The following is a 15,705-nucleotide window of genomic DNA, read 5'->3' on the forward strand; positions in this document are numbered from 1 at the left end:
AAGGTGCAGAATATGGACAAACACACAGAGCTTAAAACAGCCATATTAAAAGATAAAATCAAACGAGTACAGCAAGAAGACGGGTATATATATATCACTGGACCCATTAAACTGCCAGTGAATTTAGACGGCAGAACCGTCATGTTTAACTGGTATTCATGGTTAAAAGATGATGGAAAAGAGCCATTGTCGGATGAAGCTTTAATTGAAAGCCTCTCGTCCCGCCAGCTTGCTGATCATCAGCAGTCAAGCGTTCTTGTATATGGGGATTTTGAGCATGCTGACGAAGCTCTTATCCGCATGCATTCCATTTGCCACACTGGCGATATTTTCGGAAGCAAGCGCTGCGACTGCGGATTCCAATTGAAGCAGTCTATGCGAATGATTGAGGACAATGGAGCAGGAGCCCTGTTTTACTTAGCCAATCATGAAGGCCGCGGCATTGGTCTTTTCAGTAAAGCCATGGCTTATATTCTTCAAGAAAACGGCTATGATACAGTAGAAGCGAACGAAGCACTTGGTTTTGAAGATGACACACGTCAATACGAAGAAGCCATTGCCGTTCTTCAAACACTTCGTACAAAGCCGGTCAGACTCATTACCAATAACCCGAAAAAGACAGATGCGATCAGCCATGCAGGTTTATCTCTTTCTGGACGCATTCCGCTTTGGGGAGATGTCTCTGAATTTAACGAAAAATACTTGCAGACAAAAATCAACCGCTCAGGTCACATGAAGGCGGAGCAAGAGGTGCGTACGATTGCCACATCATGAGCGATATATGAAGCTAGCCCTTGATAATGCACGGGCAATGAAAGGTCAGACATCTCCGAATCCGCTCGTCGGGGCTGTGATTGTGCGAGAGAATGAAATTGTTGGAGTCGGTGCTCATATGAAAGCCGGTGAACCGCATGCTGAAATTCATGCACTTAACATGGCCGGGGACAAGGCAAAAGGAGCCACGATTTATGTGACCCTTGAGCCTTGTTCCCACCATGGGCGCACAGGCCCTTGTGCGGAAGCACTTGTGAAAGCCGGCGTCGAAACCGTTGTCGTGGCGGCACTTGATCCAAACCCGCTTGTCGCTGGCCGCGGGATTGCCATTTTACAAGACGCGGGTATCCAAGTCATCACGGGCGTACTTGAACAGGAATCCATTCTAATGAATGAAGTATTTAATCACTTTATTACGAAAAAAACACCTTTTGTGACGCTCAAAGCGGGCATTACCTTAGATGGGAAAATCGCCTCTTCCACGTCTGACAGCAAGTGGATTACATCTGAGACATCCCGTTATGATGCTCACCATATCCGCAGTATCAATGATGCGATTTTGGTCGGTGCTCAAACCGTCATTCACGATGACCCTTCATTAACTGCGCGGATTCCAAATGGAAACAATCCGATTCGAATTGTCTTAGACTCAAAGCTGTCAACACCACTGACAGCAAAGATCGTCACCGATCAGATGGCACCTACATGGATTTTTACAACAAAGCAAGCCGATGAGGAAAAACGAGTGGCCTTAGAAGAAGCTGGCGTTCGTGTCTTCATGACAGACAACGACACGCGGGTGCCCCTGCAAGAAGTGCTTCAAGTGCTGGGAGAAAAAAATATCTCCTCTCTCATGATTGAAGGCGGCGGCCAGATTAACGCCTCGTTCTTAGAACAGCAGCTTGTAGATAAATTGGTCATCTATATGGCGCCTAAGCTCATTGGCGGACGACTTTCCCCTTCCTTTTTTGGAGGCGAAGGCATTCGCCTCATGAGTGATGCCATTGAACTGGATCAACTCACCGTGGAACCACTTGGAAAAGATATTAAAATAACGGGCTATCCCGTTTATCAATAACAAGTAGGCTGTCGAGAAAATCTCGACAGCCTTATTTTTGTCTTCTAGTCTCTTCTCTCTAAAAACTCAATTCGATTCCCAAAAGGATCTTCTACATAAAACCGATTGGCACCCTCCAATGGCTCATCTTCTTTTATACTAATCTGATGCTTCAATAATACCTCTTTTAATTCCGATAGGCTCTTTACAAGAAAAGCTGGATGAGCTTTCTTTGCAGCTTGAAAATGTTCCTGAATGCCAATGTGAAGCTGATGATGACCGCATTGGAACCAGACACCTCCGCGTTTAGCTAAATTACTAGGCTTAGGTATTTCTTTCATCCCTAAAATTTCGCCAAAAAACAAACGAGCTTTCTCTTCACTGCCTTTTGGGGCAGCTAGTTGAACATGGTCGATTCCAAAAAAGTTTGACATATTCCCTCTCCCTTTCTTTTCTCAATTGGTTTTCTATGTAGGGTTTCTTAAGTTTTGCGTTGCTGAGCAATATTTGATTCTTACTTCATTGGCGGGCTTGATACTTTGAGTCTTTCATTGAGGTGTTTCTTACGATGTAGGGTTTGAATGACAATTTTAAAAAACAGAACTCCCCTGGTCATGAAAGTTCTGTCTATCTAAGTGTCTCTTATAATAACAGTTGAAACCAAGACATATCATGTCAAGGTGTATGGGCGGTGATTCATTTTGGTGAAACTTGTCGTAAAATGTTTCATGTGAAACATTGATCGTTACTTCCCTTCGACCAGCCTGCCAAAGCTTTCTGGTGAAAGTCCCGATGAAATGCGGACGCGGTGCAAGGACATCATGCCTTGTTCCTTCTTCGCATGTCCTGGTTCAGTGGTGACAGCCATTTGATATCCAGCTTCCTTCGCCAGCTTCAACGTCTCTTCATTATAGCGCCCGACAGGATAGCTGACCATTCTCGTACGCTGAGAAAACCGCTGATCGAAGAATGTCTTTGATCCTTTTAACTCATCTTCCTGCTGCTGCTTTGATAATCGATTGAGCTCTAAATGATGAATCGTATGACTCTCAATCGATATCCCATGTGCCATCATCTCATCCATTTGCTCATCCGTTAAGTGATTTGGACGGCCAATGGATTGCTCAATCATGAAAATCGTTGCTTTCATTCCATACTGCTTTAAAATTGGAAATGCCTTTGTATAGTTATCCGTATATCCATCATCAAATGTAATGAGGACACTCTTCTTACTTGGCATCGAATTTGTTGTGAAAACGCGGTACGCCTCTTCTGGCGACAGTGTGACATAGTCATTGTCCTTCAGCCATTTCATATGAGATGCAAATTCGCTCTTTGGCACACGTAACGAGTTGCCGCTTGAGATACTATGATACATCAAAATCGGGAGCTCGACCGGCTCCTTTTGCTTCATCCAGGTTTTTGTCTCTATCACTGCCGTTTCTTTTTTCTGCTGAATCTCTTTTGTTTGTAATGGACCCTTTTCCTCTTTGACGACTTGCTGGCTTCCTTCCGCCTGCTCCTTCATTCCCATACAGCCCGAAATGAGCAGCAGCATAAAACCAATCGTCATCAGCCTACATGTTTTCTTCATTCACCAATCCTGCTTTCTCTTTATCTACCGAATGATTATAACAGAAATTGGTTATTCATTGACAACTATTTTGACAGGGTATTCATTTTTTTACACATTTCGATCATTTCGATGGCGAGCAGATGAATGGTCTCTGTTGTGAGCATTTGATCTTCTGCGTGTATCAGCAGTAAAGAAAACGGAAGCTGTTCACCTGCCGCTTCTTTTTGAATCAGCGACAAGTGCAGGTTGTGGATGCTTCGAAACGCTTCCTCCCCTTTTTCGATCAACTGCTGCGCTTTTTCAAAATCATCAGCTCTTGCTAGACGAATCGCTTCTACATAATGACTTCTTGCCTCGCCTGCATGGGCAATGATTTGAAAGGCTGCTCCCTGCATTTCCTCTAATACCGTCATCTGCTTCTCCTCCAATTATTTAAGATTCATTTGCTAGTTTCAGTGCATGCTCTAGAATTTTTTCTCCGTTTGCTGTTCCGTATAATCTCACATTGACGACATCGACAGGGATTTGATAAGGTGCCGCTGTTTTTTCTGCTGCTTTTTTCATAAAACTAACTTGCGGTCCAAGTAAAATCGCCTGTACATCCTCTCCATGCTCTTCTAGTTCATCCGCAATGGCTCCTTCAGGTATAGCATAAATATAGTAATCCAGTCCTTTAGCTTCTGCGGCAGCCTTCATTTTGGACACCACAATGGACGTTGACATTCCTGCTGCACAAGCGAGAATGATTCGTTTCATTTCTCATCACTCCTATTGATAAATGACTTCTGTTTCAACTGTCAGTTCCCTAGTTTTGATTAATGTCTGATACCAATACGCAGATGCTTTCAGCTGACGATTTCGTTCATTCTCCAGCTGGATTTCGACTAATCCGTAGCGGTTTTTAAAGGCATTCATCGGTGAGACATTGTCTGTAAATGCCCAAAGCATATAGCCTGTGCAATTTGATCCTTCTGCTTTCGCTTGAAGTGCCCGCTTCAAATGCTGGCTGATAAATGAAATGCGATACTGATCATCAATGATACCGTCTTCTGTTTTAAACCGTTCTTCCTTTTCGACACCCATGCCATTTTCGGCCACAAACCACTCAATATTTCCGTATTCTTCTTTTATTCTCATCCCCATATCATAGACAATCTTCGGGTAGATTTCCCAGCCTCTGAAAGGATTCATTTTTCTCCCTGGAAGCTCAAACATATCGTAATAATAGGATGGATGAAAAGGTGTTCCTTCGTTCCAAGCCTTACTCGGTGCCTTGACACGATGCGGATAGTACAAGTTAAGCCCAACGACATCCACCGTATGATTCTTGATGATCTGAAGCTCTTCCTCTGTAGAATCGAAAAGAATATCATGCTTTTTCAACACATCGATCAGTTCCTCTGGATACTCCCCTTTGATGGAAGGATCTAAGAACATTCGATTAAAAAACAAGTCATACATACGTGCCGCTTCTTGGTCATGCGGGGCAGACGATCTTGCATACGTCACTTCTGGATTGAGAATCACGCCGATTTTGGCTCCTGCCGATTCCTTCAAACCCATCTCCTGAAACAGCTTCACTACTTTTGCTGTCGCTAGTGCTTTATGATAGTTCCACTGCATCCATTTCTTCGTATTTTGCTCAAACGGATATCGGATGGCATCTAGATAAACACGTGTCTGGACAACAATCGGTTCATTAAAACTAAACCAATGCTTGACCCGGTCTCCGTAGCGCTCAAACACCTTTTCTGCATAAAGTACAAACAGCTCGACAACATGCTTTGATGACCATCCGCCGTACTTCTCAAACAAAACGGCAGGAAGCTCATAGTGCTCTAAGCAAAACATTGGTTCTACACCTGCTGCGATTAATTCATTGATCAGATCATCAATGTAACGAGCATAGGCCTCATCCACTATCCCATTCTCGTAATCTATGAGAAACCTCGACCAATTGATCGATGTCCTGTAATGTGTCAGCCCAATCTCTTTCATTAAGGCTACATCTTCAGGGTAGCGCTCGTAAAAGTTTGTCGCACCAGCAGGACCATAGCCTTCGTGCCACACGTGATATCCTTCCTTATACCATAAGTCGATGTACGAGTCCTGATGCGCCCGCTTTCCCTTCCATCCCTCGGTCTGCCAAGCAGAAGCCGCAGCACCTAGGATAAAATCACTTGGAATCTCAATTCTGTTCATGTCGCCGCCTCCCTTTTCTTCGTCTGAATGTTTATTCTGAATCTGGTGCTGCTTCTGGCTTGCGGTTAGACAAGAGAACAAACGGTAAATAGATGAAAACAGCAACCACAATACAGATAAGCTGTGTGATGACAGCGCCCATACTGCCAGCGGTGGACAGCCATGCATTCACAAGCGGCGGTGTCGTCCACGGCACCATCACGACCGCTTTTCCAGCGAATCCTGTAGCCGTCGCAATATAACCAATCGTACCTGTCACAAGCGGTGTGACGATAAATGGAATCGCCATCACAGGGTTTAGCATCACAGGTAATCCAAAAATAACGGGTTCATTGATGTTGAACAGTCCGGGTCCTGATGAGAGCTTGGCAATACTTCGCATCTCTTCCCTTCTCCCAGCAATAAAAATCGCAACCAAAAGACCAATGGTCACACCTGAACCACCGATGCTCATATACACATCCCAAAACGGCATCGTGATGATATTCGGTATCTCTTTTCCCTCTTGAAATGCTGTCATATTCACTGCAATCGATCCTAATAAGAGCGGCTCCCGGATCGGCTTAATCATCTGGTTGCCATGGATGCCGATCACCCAGAAAAATTGCGCCACAAACATCAACGTTAAAATCCCAGGCAGCCCCTGTACAACACTTTCTAAAGGACGCTGCACCACGTTATACACTGCTTCATGCAAATAAATGCCTGTCACACGATGAAATGCAAAGCCGAATGAACTAATGATTGTAATTGTAATGATGGATGGGAAAAGTGACGAAAAAGATGTTGCCACATTCGACGGAACCGAATCCGGCATCTTGATTTGCAGCCATTTCACCTCGGTCAGCTTACAGAAAATCTCCACAGATACGATCGCAATGATCATCCCTAAAAATAAGCTTTTTGGATCAGAAAATTGTCTTGCCAACACGTCAACAACCTCACGCATCGATCCATCGACTTCAAGAAGAAGTGTCGTTGGAATAACAGATATAAATGAAATCAATGCCATCAATCCTGGGAACAGAGACTTGTGACCGTTGATTTTCCCAAGCTCAATCCCAATGAGGAACACAGCCCCAATGGTTAAAAAGTTCAGCGTGGCATAATTGATTGCCTTCATAATAGGCTGAAGCTCTGCTAAAAACCTGAATATCTCAAAATGAGCAAGCCCTGTCTCCGGGCTCATAATCATATTCGCCACCAGTACAGCAAAAGCTCCTGTAATGATGATCGGCATCAGTGTGACAAATGCCTGTTTAATCGCCATAATATATTTCTGGTTGGTGATGCGATAAGCCACATGCCCCATGACATCTGCCGCTTTCTCCTTGAAGCTCATGATCCGTCTCCCCCTTTGCAAAAACTCGTGATCATCCTCCTTTTTGATGTTATTTTAAAAGCGCTTTCATTAACATCTAATCTTTTTCCTCACAGATGCGGAAATGGGTGCCGCGTTTTTTCATTTGAATGCTCCAATACTTGAAGCGCAGCTGCCAGTTCTTCAAATGAAGCAGCTTTGATGAGTTGTTCCACCACTTCCTTCCGTTCTGTCAGCCGCACAAGAAATTGATAAAGCGACTGTAATTCTTTTTGATACGTCTTCTGGATGCTTAACAAGCATACGACTTGTACTCGATCTTCTCCCCACAGTACCGGCTTTTTCAACGTACAGATCGCACAAAACGTGTCATCTGTTGCCGGTTTAATTGGATGAGGAATCGCAACCAAATGACCGAAAGATGTGGGTGATACTTGCTCTCTTTCTAACAATAATTGTTCAAACTCGTCTGGGATTCGATGCTGCTCCTTTAGCACGTTCACAAAAAATTGAAGAACCTCTTCCCTTGATTGGAGATCTTGCTGAAAAAATGTCAGCGCCGGACTCACATACCGCAAAACTCCTGTATCCTGTGAATTCTGCACAAATCGTTTCAGCCGCACAATATCATCGTCACTTAGAATCGTATGTACATCAATGACTGGCACCGGCAATGTATTCTGAAGCGGAATGGTACTAATAATAAAATCAATGCTTCTTAAATCATACAAAGGAAGTTCCCCGACACTTGCAGTTCCAGCGATCTCCAGCCTTCCGTTAAAAGCTGCCGTGAGTTTATGAAGAAGAAGCTGGCTGCTGGCGACACCCGTCGCACACACAATAAGACATGTCTTTCTTACATGCTGTGATTTTGTCCGCTCGATTGCAGCCCCAATATGAAGTGCCAAATATCCGATTTCATCCTCAGGAATCTCAACACCCTCTTTTTCCTTCAGCCATCTGCCCATATAAACACCCGCCTCAAACGCAATGGGATAATGCCTTTTAATGTCTGGTAAATAAGGATTTCGGATGTTCATATCGTATCTAAAACGATGAATGGCAGAACGCAAATGAAGACTTAAACCAACGATCAGCTCCTTATCAAACTGAATATCAAGTGACATGTGCTCCTCTACATAAGCAAGCAATTGGTGAGTGAAACGAAAATGGTCTTCGTCCAGCAGATGAAATAGCGTATGGCCAGCCTCTCCATATGCCATCATCTTTGCTCCCATTAAGTGAATCGCAATGTACGCCATTTCAGATAACGGAAAATCAATCGCTAATACGCGGCGAATATCTTCTGCCATTTGTTGAGCTACCTGAAAAACTGGCTGCACTTGAATTTCTCTCAATTCCGCTTCTGGCATCTTGACCAGCTTTTTTTCTTCAATTCGTTTGCATGCGATGGCAATGTGGGTCACTAAATTACTTAAACCGATTTCTGATAGATGAAGTCCGGTAGCTTTTGTACGTGAACGCACGATGTCCTGAATCAATTGATACGTTTCTTCAGGTAACAGTGCAGCATTCGCATGCTCCTGCTGAAACACATGCTCTGCCATACAATATCTTAATTTCATTTCATCGCCTGTCAGACGAAGGCCATATTTAGGCCGGTGCGATATAGAAAGTCCATGCAATGAAAACAAGTGCCTGACAGCTTTCAAATCATTTTTCACTGTAGATTCACTCACAAATAATTCCTCTGCCAATCCCTCTAATTTGATATAGTCTTCTGACAGAAGCAGCCTTTTTAATAGATAAGCCACACGGTCCTCAGGCTGATTGGGAATGGACGGTTCCTTTTTCTCATTCCTTTCTCTCAGTGAGGTTTTCAAAAATGTACGAAATGCTCCATAATCTTCAACGCTCAATGTATACCCTGCCCCGCGTTTAATATGCAGTGCGGCACCATGTTCTTCTAAGATCACTTTAAGCGCTTTCATATCTGTGCGGATGGTTCGTGATGTGACTCCGATCACACGTGCAATTTCTTCACTTGTCAGTTCCTGCTCCGCTTGCATCAATCGTTTCAGAAGCTCCTCCTGACGTAGAGATAGCATGGGCTCTCCTCCCTTGGCATTTACTTTTGCCTATCATCATAAACGAAAATAGAACTCTTTGCCCAGTATTTCTTTCAAATCGGGAACCTAGATATGGCTCATTCGTATGAATATGAAACTAGAGGAGGGATGCTTTTATGTTTGTTGTCATTATCATATTAGCTTTTTTAGGAGCCATCATTGCCAGCTTGTTCGCATCAAATGATAAACGTGCATCTGCTAAGCGTTCTGCACATCATAGCTCAACGACGAGCACTTATACTGATTCGTATACCCATCACGCTTCTGAAGCCTCCTGTGGGAGTGATTCAGGTGACAGCGGCGGTGGTGGATGTGACTAAACAAAAAAACAGCCGCCTTTTAAGAGACGGCTGTTTCGTTTATGGTTTTAAAGAGCTTTCCAGCCCCGTTCAATCAAATGTTTAACATCCTTTGCAAAATCCTCGCCCTTTTCCATCACGTCCTGAGCTCTTCCTGCAAAGTTACTGGCAACAGCCAGCTCCATTTTTTTCAATTCAAAGTGTAAGATTTTTTGATCAATCTCTGTTATATATTTTTCATATTCATTGTTGACGACGTCGTGCATCACGCTGTAAGCATCTTTCCGGTGGCGATGAAAGTCGGTTCCTCTCTCGCCTTTCCATGACGAATCTAGTGCAGGCTTCTTAATTTCTTTGATATCTGACTGGGCAAGATCTTGTTCTGTTCGAATATTACTTTTGGCTGTCTTTAACCGAGAGATCATTTCGTCAAATTCTGCACGTTTGTTCTCAATTCCCATATGCAGATGGTGCAGCATCTCGGATAAACTCATGTCATCCACCTCTATATCTGACCTCATACGAAAGCACGGCGTGAGCGCCTTTGGAAACCATCGACTCACTTGATTTTTCCAATCCTGACATTTCTATCGTTCTGCTTTCATTAAGTATAGTATAAGGCGAAAAGCCTCAGGCTTAAATAGGGAAAAGGTGTCCTTTTAGCGACGCGTTTGGAAGAAAAACGGAATAATACAAGGTCTTACACCCCTTATTTTATATGAGTCTTTAAGACTAGAATCATATTATGTCAATGGTACCCATAAATAAAAGCGATTGTGCTGATTATTTTGCAGCAATCGCTTCGTCTTGTTCTTTTAATGTTTTCACGTTAGAGCGTGTATCCTGAACATTTTTAATTAAGGCTTCTTTAAAGCTTGAGACCATTTCGCTCACTTCTGCTTCACGTGCCGTCCACTTGGTTACAAATTCAAGGCTGTTTTCACCTGCTTTATCTGCTGCTTTTTTCATCGCTAAAGCTTCGACGGCTTGGGAGACTTCATCTAGTTTATCCATAACTGTTTGGTAGTTTAACTTAATTTGTCCCATTGTGATATCCTCCAGATTTGTTCAGCATGAAACTCGTTTACAAGCTGCTCCATGCTTTTGAGATCAAGCGTTTTGCGTCCTCTACTGCGTCTTCTCCTTTTTCAGCAAGACGTGCGGCGTCTCCAGCTAAGGAACTGGCAAAGGATAACGCAGCTTGTTCTGCTTCTAATGTACTGATTTTGAATTCGATACGGCTCACGTAGCGTGGGTATTGATCGTTCACGATCGTTTGCAGCGCATCATGTGCTTCATTTCGGTCTGTTTTGAAATCCTGGCTTCGCTCACCTTTCCAAGAGGTCCCAAGCTTTGGCTGCTTGATTTGCTTTAAATCTGTTTCTGCCGCATCTTGTTCACGTTCAACCTTGCTTTTCGCCTTTTTGAGTCGAGCGATTTTCTCTTCAATTTCTGCTTTTTTATTTGAAATGCCACCGTTAAGGGCAGACAGCATATCCGATAAGCTCATATGGGTTCCTCCTCCTGTCAAAAAATAAAAACGCTGCTTAGAGTCCCTCTAAACGAGCGTAAGGTGAATAGCACTTTTTCCAATATTGTTATTATAAGGTTCAAAGACTCATGTTTGAATAGGGATTTGTACCCTTTTTATGGGATAAATATGCTTTCATTCTGCTTCACACCACCCCTTTCGACCTCATTTATAGGAGGTCTAAACTCCTGTTCGTTTGCTATATGTCACATATAGTCTCACGGTCCTAGGACAAACAAAGCCGCCCCGTTCAGGAGCGGCTTTTGCAAACGGCTTATGAGGCCGATTCTTCTCTTTCTTGTTGATCTTTCACGTACCAAATGAATTTACCTGTATATCCGTAAATGATTGCAAGACCAATGGCGACAAAACTCAACCACATAAATGGTAAATAAGAGAATGTCGATACGCCGAGAATTCCTGCCATGTAAATACCGTTATCTGACCATGGAACCATACCAGACGTAAGCGTACCACCGACCTCAGAGTTTCTGGATAAAACTCGTCTGTCTAACTTTAATTTATCGTAGCTCTTTTCCATAATTTTTGGTGTAAGGATAATTGATACATACATTGCACAACCAAAAATGTTAGCAAAGAATGCAACAAGAATAGTGGAAAGAGTAACATTTCCCGCATTGTGCAGTTTTTTCTCAAAGGTTGAGACAATGACTTTCAATACACCCAGATGTTCCAATACTCCCCCAAAACCAAGCCCAAGAATAATCACTACCAAAGAGCCAAGCATGTTGACCATTCCACCACGATTGAGAAGTTGGTTTAGAAAGTCTACATCTGATTGAATTGAAAATCCATTGTATGCTGCACCAATTGCATCACTAGGATTCGCACCTTGAAAAGCAAAGGCCCAGATCGCCCCAAACAAAGCACCGATTGCAATAACCGGCAGAGCAGGCTTTTTCATGACAAGTAAAACCACAACAATTAGAGCTGGAATGAGCATCCATACATTAATATTGAATGTATCGAGCAATGCATTCTTTAAGTATTCAACCTTTTCTTGATCAATATTACGACCTCCATAGATAAAACCAGTGACCGTAAACATAATAGCTGTAATAACAAAAGCAGGTATGGATAAGACCATCATCGCTCTTACATGCGCCAGAACTTCAACCTTTGATAAGGACGAGGCGAGAACTGTACTGTCTGACAGTGGAGAAAGCTTGTCTCCAAAATAAGCACCTGACAAGACGGCACCTGCAACGATTGGGAGAGGAATCCCTAAACCTTCACCAATGGCAATCATGGCAATCCCAGCTGTACCAACTGTTCCCCAAGATGTCCCTGTTGCGACAGACATAATGGCACAAATAATGAGTGTTGCCAGTAAGAAGATATTTGGATGAATAAATTCAAGACCATAATAGATCAGTGTCGGCACGACTCCGCCAGCGATCCAAGTTCCAATTAAAGCACCTACAGCAAGTAAAATCAAAACAGCATCTAATCCATTTGATATCCCTTTTGTAATAGCACCCTGTAAATCCTTGTAAGAGTGTCCTAAATGAAGACCAAGCCCAATTGCTAGAAACCAAGAAATAAATAAAGCCAGTTGAATATCCAAGTCGAAATAAATAGTAAATGATAAGACAATCGCCAAAAATAAACCTAGTACGGCGATGATCTCCACCATAGATGGCAAGCGAACCGATTTCAATGTTGTTTCCTCCCTTTGTGCGTGCGTTAAGCGTTTTCAAAATATTGTGAAAAAAGTGTGTCAATTCGAAAGAAAGTGAATTGCCTGTTTTTCTCTTTTTCACAGGCAATTCCACATATTAATAAAATAAAATTTTTGATATTATTATCGCTCTAGGAGCTCTGCACCCGCAATACCAGGCTTTGTCATCTCGTATGGATTTAAGATAATATCAAGTTCTTCTTCCGTTAAAACATCGTACTGCAAGCAAAGATCTCTGATCGATTGTCCTGTTAAAATGGCTTCTCTTGCAATTCTAGCGGCTGCTTCATAGCCTAAGTGAGGGTTCACGGCAGTGATCACGCCTGCACTTTTTTCTACATATTCTTTTAAACGTATTTCATTTGCTTCAATGTCCGCTAAGCAATGATCTGTGAATGAGCGGAATCCGTTATTCATTATACTAATAGATTGAAGCAAGTTAAAGACCAGAACAGGTTCCATCACATTTAACTCAAGTTGGCCTGCTTCAGAAGCAAGACAGATCGTGTGGTCGTTCCCAATGACTTGGAATGCGATTTGGTTAATGAGCTCTGCCATGACTGGATTGACTTTCCCAGGCATGATGGATGATCCAGGCTGGCGGGCCGGCAATGCGATTTCAGCAAGACCTGCGCGCGGACCAGATGCCATTAAGCGGAGGTCATTGGCAATCTTAGACATGTTCATCATACATACTTTTAAAGCGGCGGATACTTCTGTGTAAGCATCTGTATTTTGCGTTGCATCCACGAGATGCTCTGCGCCTACAAGAGGAAGACCAGATATATCAGCGAGCTTCTTCACCACGATCTCAATATAACGAGGATCTGCGTTTAAGCCTGTCCCAACAGCTGTTGCACCCATATTGACTTCATATAAATGCTGTTTTGATTGGTTGATCCGCTTAATATCACGGCTCAGCACACGGCTGTAAGCTTCAAATTCCTGTCCCAAACGGATTGGAACAGCATCTTGAAGGTGCGTACGTCCCATTTTGATCACATGATCGAATTCTTTCGCTTTCTTTTGAAAGACGTCCTGCATGACTTGCATCGTTTCAAGCAGAATGTCTAACTGCTTGAGCACAGCAATGTGGATCGCCGTTGGGAATGAGTCATTCGTTGATTGCGACATGTTCACATGTGTGTTTGGGCTTAAATGGATGTATTCACCCTTTTGATGTCCCATGATTTCTAGTGCTCTGTTTCCAATCACTTCATTGGCATTCATATTCATGGACGTTCCTGCGCCGCCTTGAATTGGATCGACAATAAAGTACTCGTGCAGCTTGCCTTCAATGACTTCATCAGACGCTTGAACGATGGCATTTCCAATTCCCTCATATAAACGTCCAACTTCCATATTGGCTTGAGCTGCTGCTTTTTTCACGATGGCAAAGGCTCTGATTAGTTCCTCGTGCATCCGATATCCTGTAATCGGGAAATTCTCTTTTGCACGAAGGGTTTGAACCCCATAATACACGTCTGCTGGAATTTCTTTTTCACCAAGAAAATCCTTCTCATAGCGATAAGTTGCTTGAACCATCTCTTATGACCTGCTTTCTATAGAATAGTTAAATCACTAAATCTTCTGCGATTGGCGTTTCCATAATCTTTTTGACTTCTCTTGGATCTGTTGTTTTGCCTAGTGCCCACATCAGTTTCGGCACGATAGCTTCTGTATTCATGTTTCTTGAACGTGCCACCAATTCTTGATTGATCTTGCGTCCTACCTCATACACACTCATGTCTTCTCCTTCTTCAAGACACTGAGTGGTGATGACAACAGAAATGCCTTCTTCCAGCAATTCGTTGATCTTTTCTAAAAGGTTTCTTCCTTCGAAAGGAATTCCGCCGCTGCCGTAGCTTTCAATGACGACGCCTTTGTACATGCTTTTGACTGCATCTAAAAACTCAGGCTTCAGGCCTGGGTGCAATTTTAACAGACACACATCTGTGTTCAAGGATGCATCTAATTTAAGCGGTTTCATTGGTGTTCTTTTTACTTTGCTATTGTATTCAATTTGATGGTTTTCAATTGATGCAATATATGGGTAGTTAATGCTTTCAAATGCATCGTAGCTTTTCGTTCTTAGTTTGATCGCACGTGTTCCTTGGATGACCCTGCCATCAAACACGACATACACGCCGCCAACACCGTCACATGCAAAGCGAATGGCATCTGTGATGTTTTTCTTCGCATCTGTTTTCTTAAAAGTAATCGGAATTTGTGAACCTGTAATCACGATCGGCTTATCAGGGTTTTGCAGCATATAAGACAGCGCTGCTGATGTATAGGCCATTGTATCGGTTCCATGAGTAACGACAAACCCGTCATACTGATCATAATTTTCATAAATGGCTGTTGCGATATCAACCCAGTATTCAGGCTGCATATTTGTACTATCTATACTCATTAGGGACTTTGTGTCCATTGTATATTCTGCATTAATTTCGTTTAAATAGCTCAAAAGATCCTCAGCTTTAACACCTGGAGCTAAACCATTTTCACTCTCTACAGATGCAATCGTCCCACCAGTCGTTAAAAGCAATAATTTCTTCAACAGGTCCACCTCTTTCGTAAAATTACTTCGTTTGTCACACATATTATAAGCTAGCTTGTGCTATTCTATAATATACGCTTTACGCGTACCTTCATTGCCATTATAGTCACATAACGCGAATTAATCAAGAAATTGTTACGCATAACGCGTACATTCTATGTCAAAATATGATATACTGTTGTTGTAAATAAAGGAGCGTTCATGTATGATACTCGATCGTTTAACCACCCTTAGAAAAAAGAAAAAATGGTCTCTCCAGCATACGGCAGATCGCCTAGGTATCGCCAAAAGCACCTATGCCGGTTACGAATCTGGGTACCGACGACCTTCGCTTGAAGCAGTGAAGCTGCTGGCTGATTTGTATGATACGTCCATTGATTTTTTACTTGGTAGAACGGACGAGCCAGAGATACAACGCAAAATCTCTGATATCAAAATTGAACTGACGGAAGCAAAAGAAGGAACCATTCATGTAGACGGCGTTCCCCTAAATGATGAAGAAATCAAACAGCTTGTTGCCTTTATTCGGGCGAAAAACACTCTAAAAGTATAAACACAGAAAAGAGAGGCACCTTATAAACAGGTGCCTC

General features: G+C 42.8%; 17 protein-coding genes. 4 read left to right on the top strand and 13 right to left on the bottom strand.

What is annotated here, in order from left to right:
* Positions 1-12: 12 nt before the first annotated feature.
* Both MHI08_RS17725 and ribD read left to right on the top strand, forming a co-directional pair.
* Positions 13-774 carry a GTP cyclohydrolase II gene (locus MHI08_RS17725; protein WP_024427515.1) on the top strand — a complete coding sequence of 254 codons (762 nt, stop codon included), beginning with the start codon at positions 13-15 and terminating at the stop codon, positions 772-774.
* Positions 761-1,852, top strand: coding sequence for a bifunctional diaminohydroxyphosphoribosylaminopyrimidine deaminase/5-amino-6-(5-phosphoribosylamino)uracil reductase RibD (gene ribD, locus MHI08_RS17730; RefSeq protein ID WP_056765382.1), 1,092 nt, complete (start codon positions 761-763; stop codon positions 1,850-1,852). The genes MHI08_RS17725 and ribD overlap by 14 nt, the downstream gene beginning before the upstream one ends.
* Before the next feature lie 44 nt (positions 1,853-1,896).
* Here ribD and MHI08_RS17735 read toward each other — a convergent pair whose 3' ends face one another.
* The 7 genes from MHI08_RS17735 to MHI08_RS17765 form a co-directional block, all read right to left on the bottom strand.
* Positions 1,897-2,265, bottom strand: a complete 369-nt coding sequence (locus tag MHI08_RS17735) for a VOC family protein (RefSeq protein WP_024423896.1) — start codon at positions 2,263-2,265, stop codon at positions 1,897-1,899.
* A 311-nt stretch (positions 2,266-2,576) separates the two neighbouring features.
* Positions 2,577-3,425, bottom strand: coding sequence for a polysaccharide deacetylase family protein (locus MHI08_RS17740; RefSeq protein ID WP_056765381.1), 849 nt, complete (start codon positions 3,423-3,425; stop codon positions 2,577-2,579).
* A 65-nt stretch (positions 3,426-3,490) separates the two neighbouring features.
* A complete protein-coding gene (locus tag MHI08_RS17745) occupies positions 3,491-3,820 on the bottom strand; it encodes a PTS lactose/cellobiose transporter subunit IIA (protein WP_024423898.1) in 330 nt (109 codons plus the stop codon).
* A 19-nt stretch (positions 3,821-3,839) separates the two neighbouring features.
* Positions 3,840-4,163: a PTS sugar transporter subunit IIB gene (locus MHI08_RS17750; protein ID WP_024423899.1), complete on the bottom strand. Its 324-nt coding sequence runs from the start codon at positions 4,161-4,163 to the stop codon at positions 3,840-3,842.
* A 12-nt stretch (positions 4,164-4,175) separates the two neighbouring features.
* Positions 4,176-5,609, bottom strand: coding sequence for a glycoside hydrolase family 1 protein (locus MHI08_RS17755; RefSeq protein ID WP_056765380.1), 1,434 nt, complete (start codon positions 5,607-5,609; stop codon positions 4,176-4,178).
* 31 nt (positions 5,610-5,640) lie between these two features.
* Positions 5,641-6,951 (bottom strand): PTS transporter subunit EIIC, encoded by a 1,311-nt coding sequence (locus MHI08_RS17760; protein WP_024423901.1) that lies wholly within the window; start codon positions 6,949-6,951, stop codon positions 5,641-5,643.
* Between the two features lie 89 nt (positions 6,952-7,040).
* Positions 7,041-8,999, bottom strand: a complete 1,959-nt coding sequence (locus MHI08_RS17765) for a BglG family transcription antiterminator (RefSeq protein WP_056765378.1) — start codon at positions 8,997-8,999, stop codon at positions 7,041-7,043.
* A 137-nt stretch (positions 9,000-9,136) separates the two neighbouring features.
* On the opposite strand from MHI08_RS17765, the gene MHI08_RS17770 reads away from it, so the two are divergent.
* The gene (locus MHI08_RS17770; RefSeq protein WP_024427523.1) at positions 9,137-9,340 is read left to right on the top strand and encodes a hypothetical protein; all 204 of its coding nucleotides are present in this window, start codon (positions 9,137-9,139) and stop codon (positions 9,338-9,340) included.
* A 47-nt stretch (positions 9,341-9,387) separates the two neighbouring features.
* Here MHI08_RS17770 and MHI08_RS17775 read toward each other — a convergent pair whose 3' ends face one another.
* From MHI08_RS17775 to MHI08_RS17800, 6 genes are all read right to left on the bottom strand, one after another.
* Positions 9,388-9,813, bottom strand: a complete 426-nt coding sequence (locus MHI08_RS17775) for a DUF5082 family protein (protein WP_024423904.1) — start codon at positions 9,811-9,813, stop codon at positions 9,388-9,390.
* A gap of 289 nt (positions 9,814-10,102) precedes the next feature.
* On the bottom strand, positions 10,103-10,366 hold the full coding sequence (locus MHI08_RS17780) for a YwqI/YxiC family protein (RefSeq protein ID WP_024423905.1): 264 nt from the start codon (positions 10,364-10,366) through the stop codon (positions 10,103-10,105).
* A gap of 37 nt (positions 10,367-10,403) precedes the next feature.
* Positions 10,404-10,829 carry a DUF5082 family protein gene (locus MHI08_RS17785; RefSeq protein ID WP_024423906.1) on the bottom strand — a complete coding sequence of 142 codons (426 nt, stop codon included), beginning with the start codon at positions 10,827-10,829 and terminating at the stop codon, positions 10,404-10,406.
* A 295-nt stretch (positions 10,830-11,124) separates the two neighbouring features.
* Entirely contained in the window at positions 11,125-12,531 is a 1,407-nt protein-coding gene (nhaC, locus tag MHI08_RS17790) for a Na+/H+ antiporter NhaC (RefSeq protein ID WP_024427525.1), read from the bottom strand.
* Positions 12,532-12,675: 144 nt separating this feature from the next.
* The gene (aspA, locus tag MHI08_RS17795; protein WP_034624136.1) at positions 12,676-14,097 is read right to left on the bottom strand and encodes an aspartate ammonia-lyase; all 1,422 of its coding nucleotides are present in this window, start codon (positions 14,095-14,097) and stop codon (positions 12,676-12,678) included.
* Positions 14,098-14,125: 28 nt separating this feature from the next.
* Positions 14,126-15,115 carry an asparaginase gene (locus MHI08_RS17800; RefSeq protein ID WP_024427527.1) on the bottom strand — a complete coding sequence of 330 codons (990 nt, stop codon included), beginning with the start codon at positions 15,113-15,115 and terminating at the stop codon, positions 14,126-14,128.
* Between the two features lie 205 nt (positions 15,116-15,320).
* Between MHI08_RS17800 and MHI08_RS17805 the strand changes: the two genes are divergently transcribed.
* Positions 15,321-15,668 (top strand): helix-turn-helix transcriptional regulator, encoded by a 348-nt coding sequence (locus MHI08_RS17805; protein ID WP_039182556.1) that lies wholly within the window; start codon positions 15,321-15,323, stop codon positions 15,666-15,668.
* The last annotated feature ends 37 nt before the right edge of the window (positions 15,669-15,705 follow it).

Origin of the sequence: Bacillus sp. FSL M7-0791, assembly GCF_038627085.1 — a bacterium.
Lineage (GTDB): Bacteria > Bacillota > Bacilli > Bacillales > Bacillaceae > Bacillus > Bacillus safensis.

Excerpts from the sequence above, each read along its gene's own strand:
- MHI08_RS17725 (WP_024427515.1), top strand. The coding sequence starts at position 13 with ATGGACAAACACACAGAGCTTAAAACAGCCATATTAAAAGATAAAATC.
- MHI08_RS17735 (WP_024423896.1), bottom strand. The coding sequence starts at position 2,265 with ATGTCAAACTTTTTTGGAATCGACCATGTTCAACTAGCTGCCCCAAAA.
- MHI08_RS17740 (WP_056765381.1), bottom strand. The coding sequence starts at position 3,425 with ATGAAGAAAACATGTAGGCTGATGACGATTGGTTTTATGCTGCTGCTC.
- MHI08_RS17745 (WP_024423898.1), bottom strand. The coding sequence starts at position 3,820 with ATGACGGTATTAGAGGAAATGCAGGGAGCAGCCTTTCAAATCATTGCC.
- MHI08_RS17750 (WP_024423899.1), bottom strand. The coding sequence starts at position 4,163 with ATGAAACGAATCATTCTCGCTTGTGCAGCAGGAATGTCAACGTCCATT.
- MHI08_RS17755 (WP_056765380.1), bottom strand. The coding sequence starts at position 5,609 with ATGAACAGAATTGAGATTCCAAGTGATTTTATCCTAGGTGCTGCGGCT.
- MHI08_RS17760 (WP_024423901.1), bottom strand. The coding sequence starts at position 6,951 with ATGAGCTTCAAGGAGAAAGCGGCAGATGTCATGGGGCATGTGGCTTAT.
- MHI08_RS17765 (WP_056765378.1), bottom strand. The coding sequence starts at position 8,999 with ATGCTATCTCTACGTCAGGAGGAGCTTCTGAAACGATTGATGCAAGCG.
- MHI08_RS17770 (WP_024427523.1), top strand. The coding sequence starts at position 9,137 with ATGTTTGTTGTCATTATCATATTAGCTTTTTTAGGAGCCATCATTGCC.
- MHI08_RS17775 (WP_024423904.1), bottom strand. The coding sequence starts at position 9,813 with ATGAGTTTATCCGAGATGCTGCACCATCTGCATATGGGAATTGAGAAC.
- MHI08_RS17780 (WP_024423905.1), bottom strand. The coding sequence starts at position 10,366 with ATGGGACAAATTAAGTTAAACTACCAAACAGTTATGGATAAACTAGAT.
- MHI08_RS17785 (WP_024423906.1), bottom strand. The coding sequence starts at position 10,829 with ATGAGCTTATCGGATATGCTGTCTGCCCTTAACGGTGGCATTTCAAAT.
- aspA (WP_034624136.1), bottom strand. The coding sequence starts at position 14,097 with ATGGTTCAAGCAACTTATCGCTATGAGAAGGATTTTCTTGGTGAAAAA.
- MHI08_RS17805 (WP_039182556.1), top strand. The coding sequence starts at position 15,321 with ATGATACTCGATCGTTTAACCACCCTTAGAAAAAAGAAAAAATGGTCT.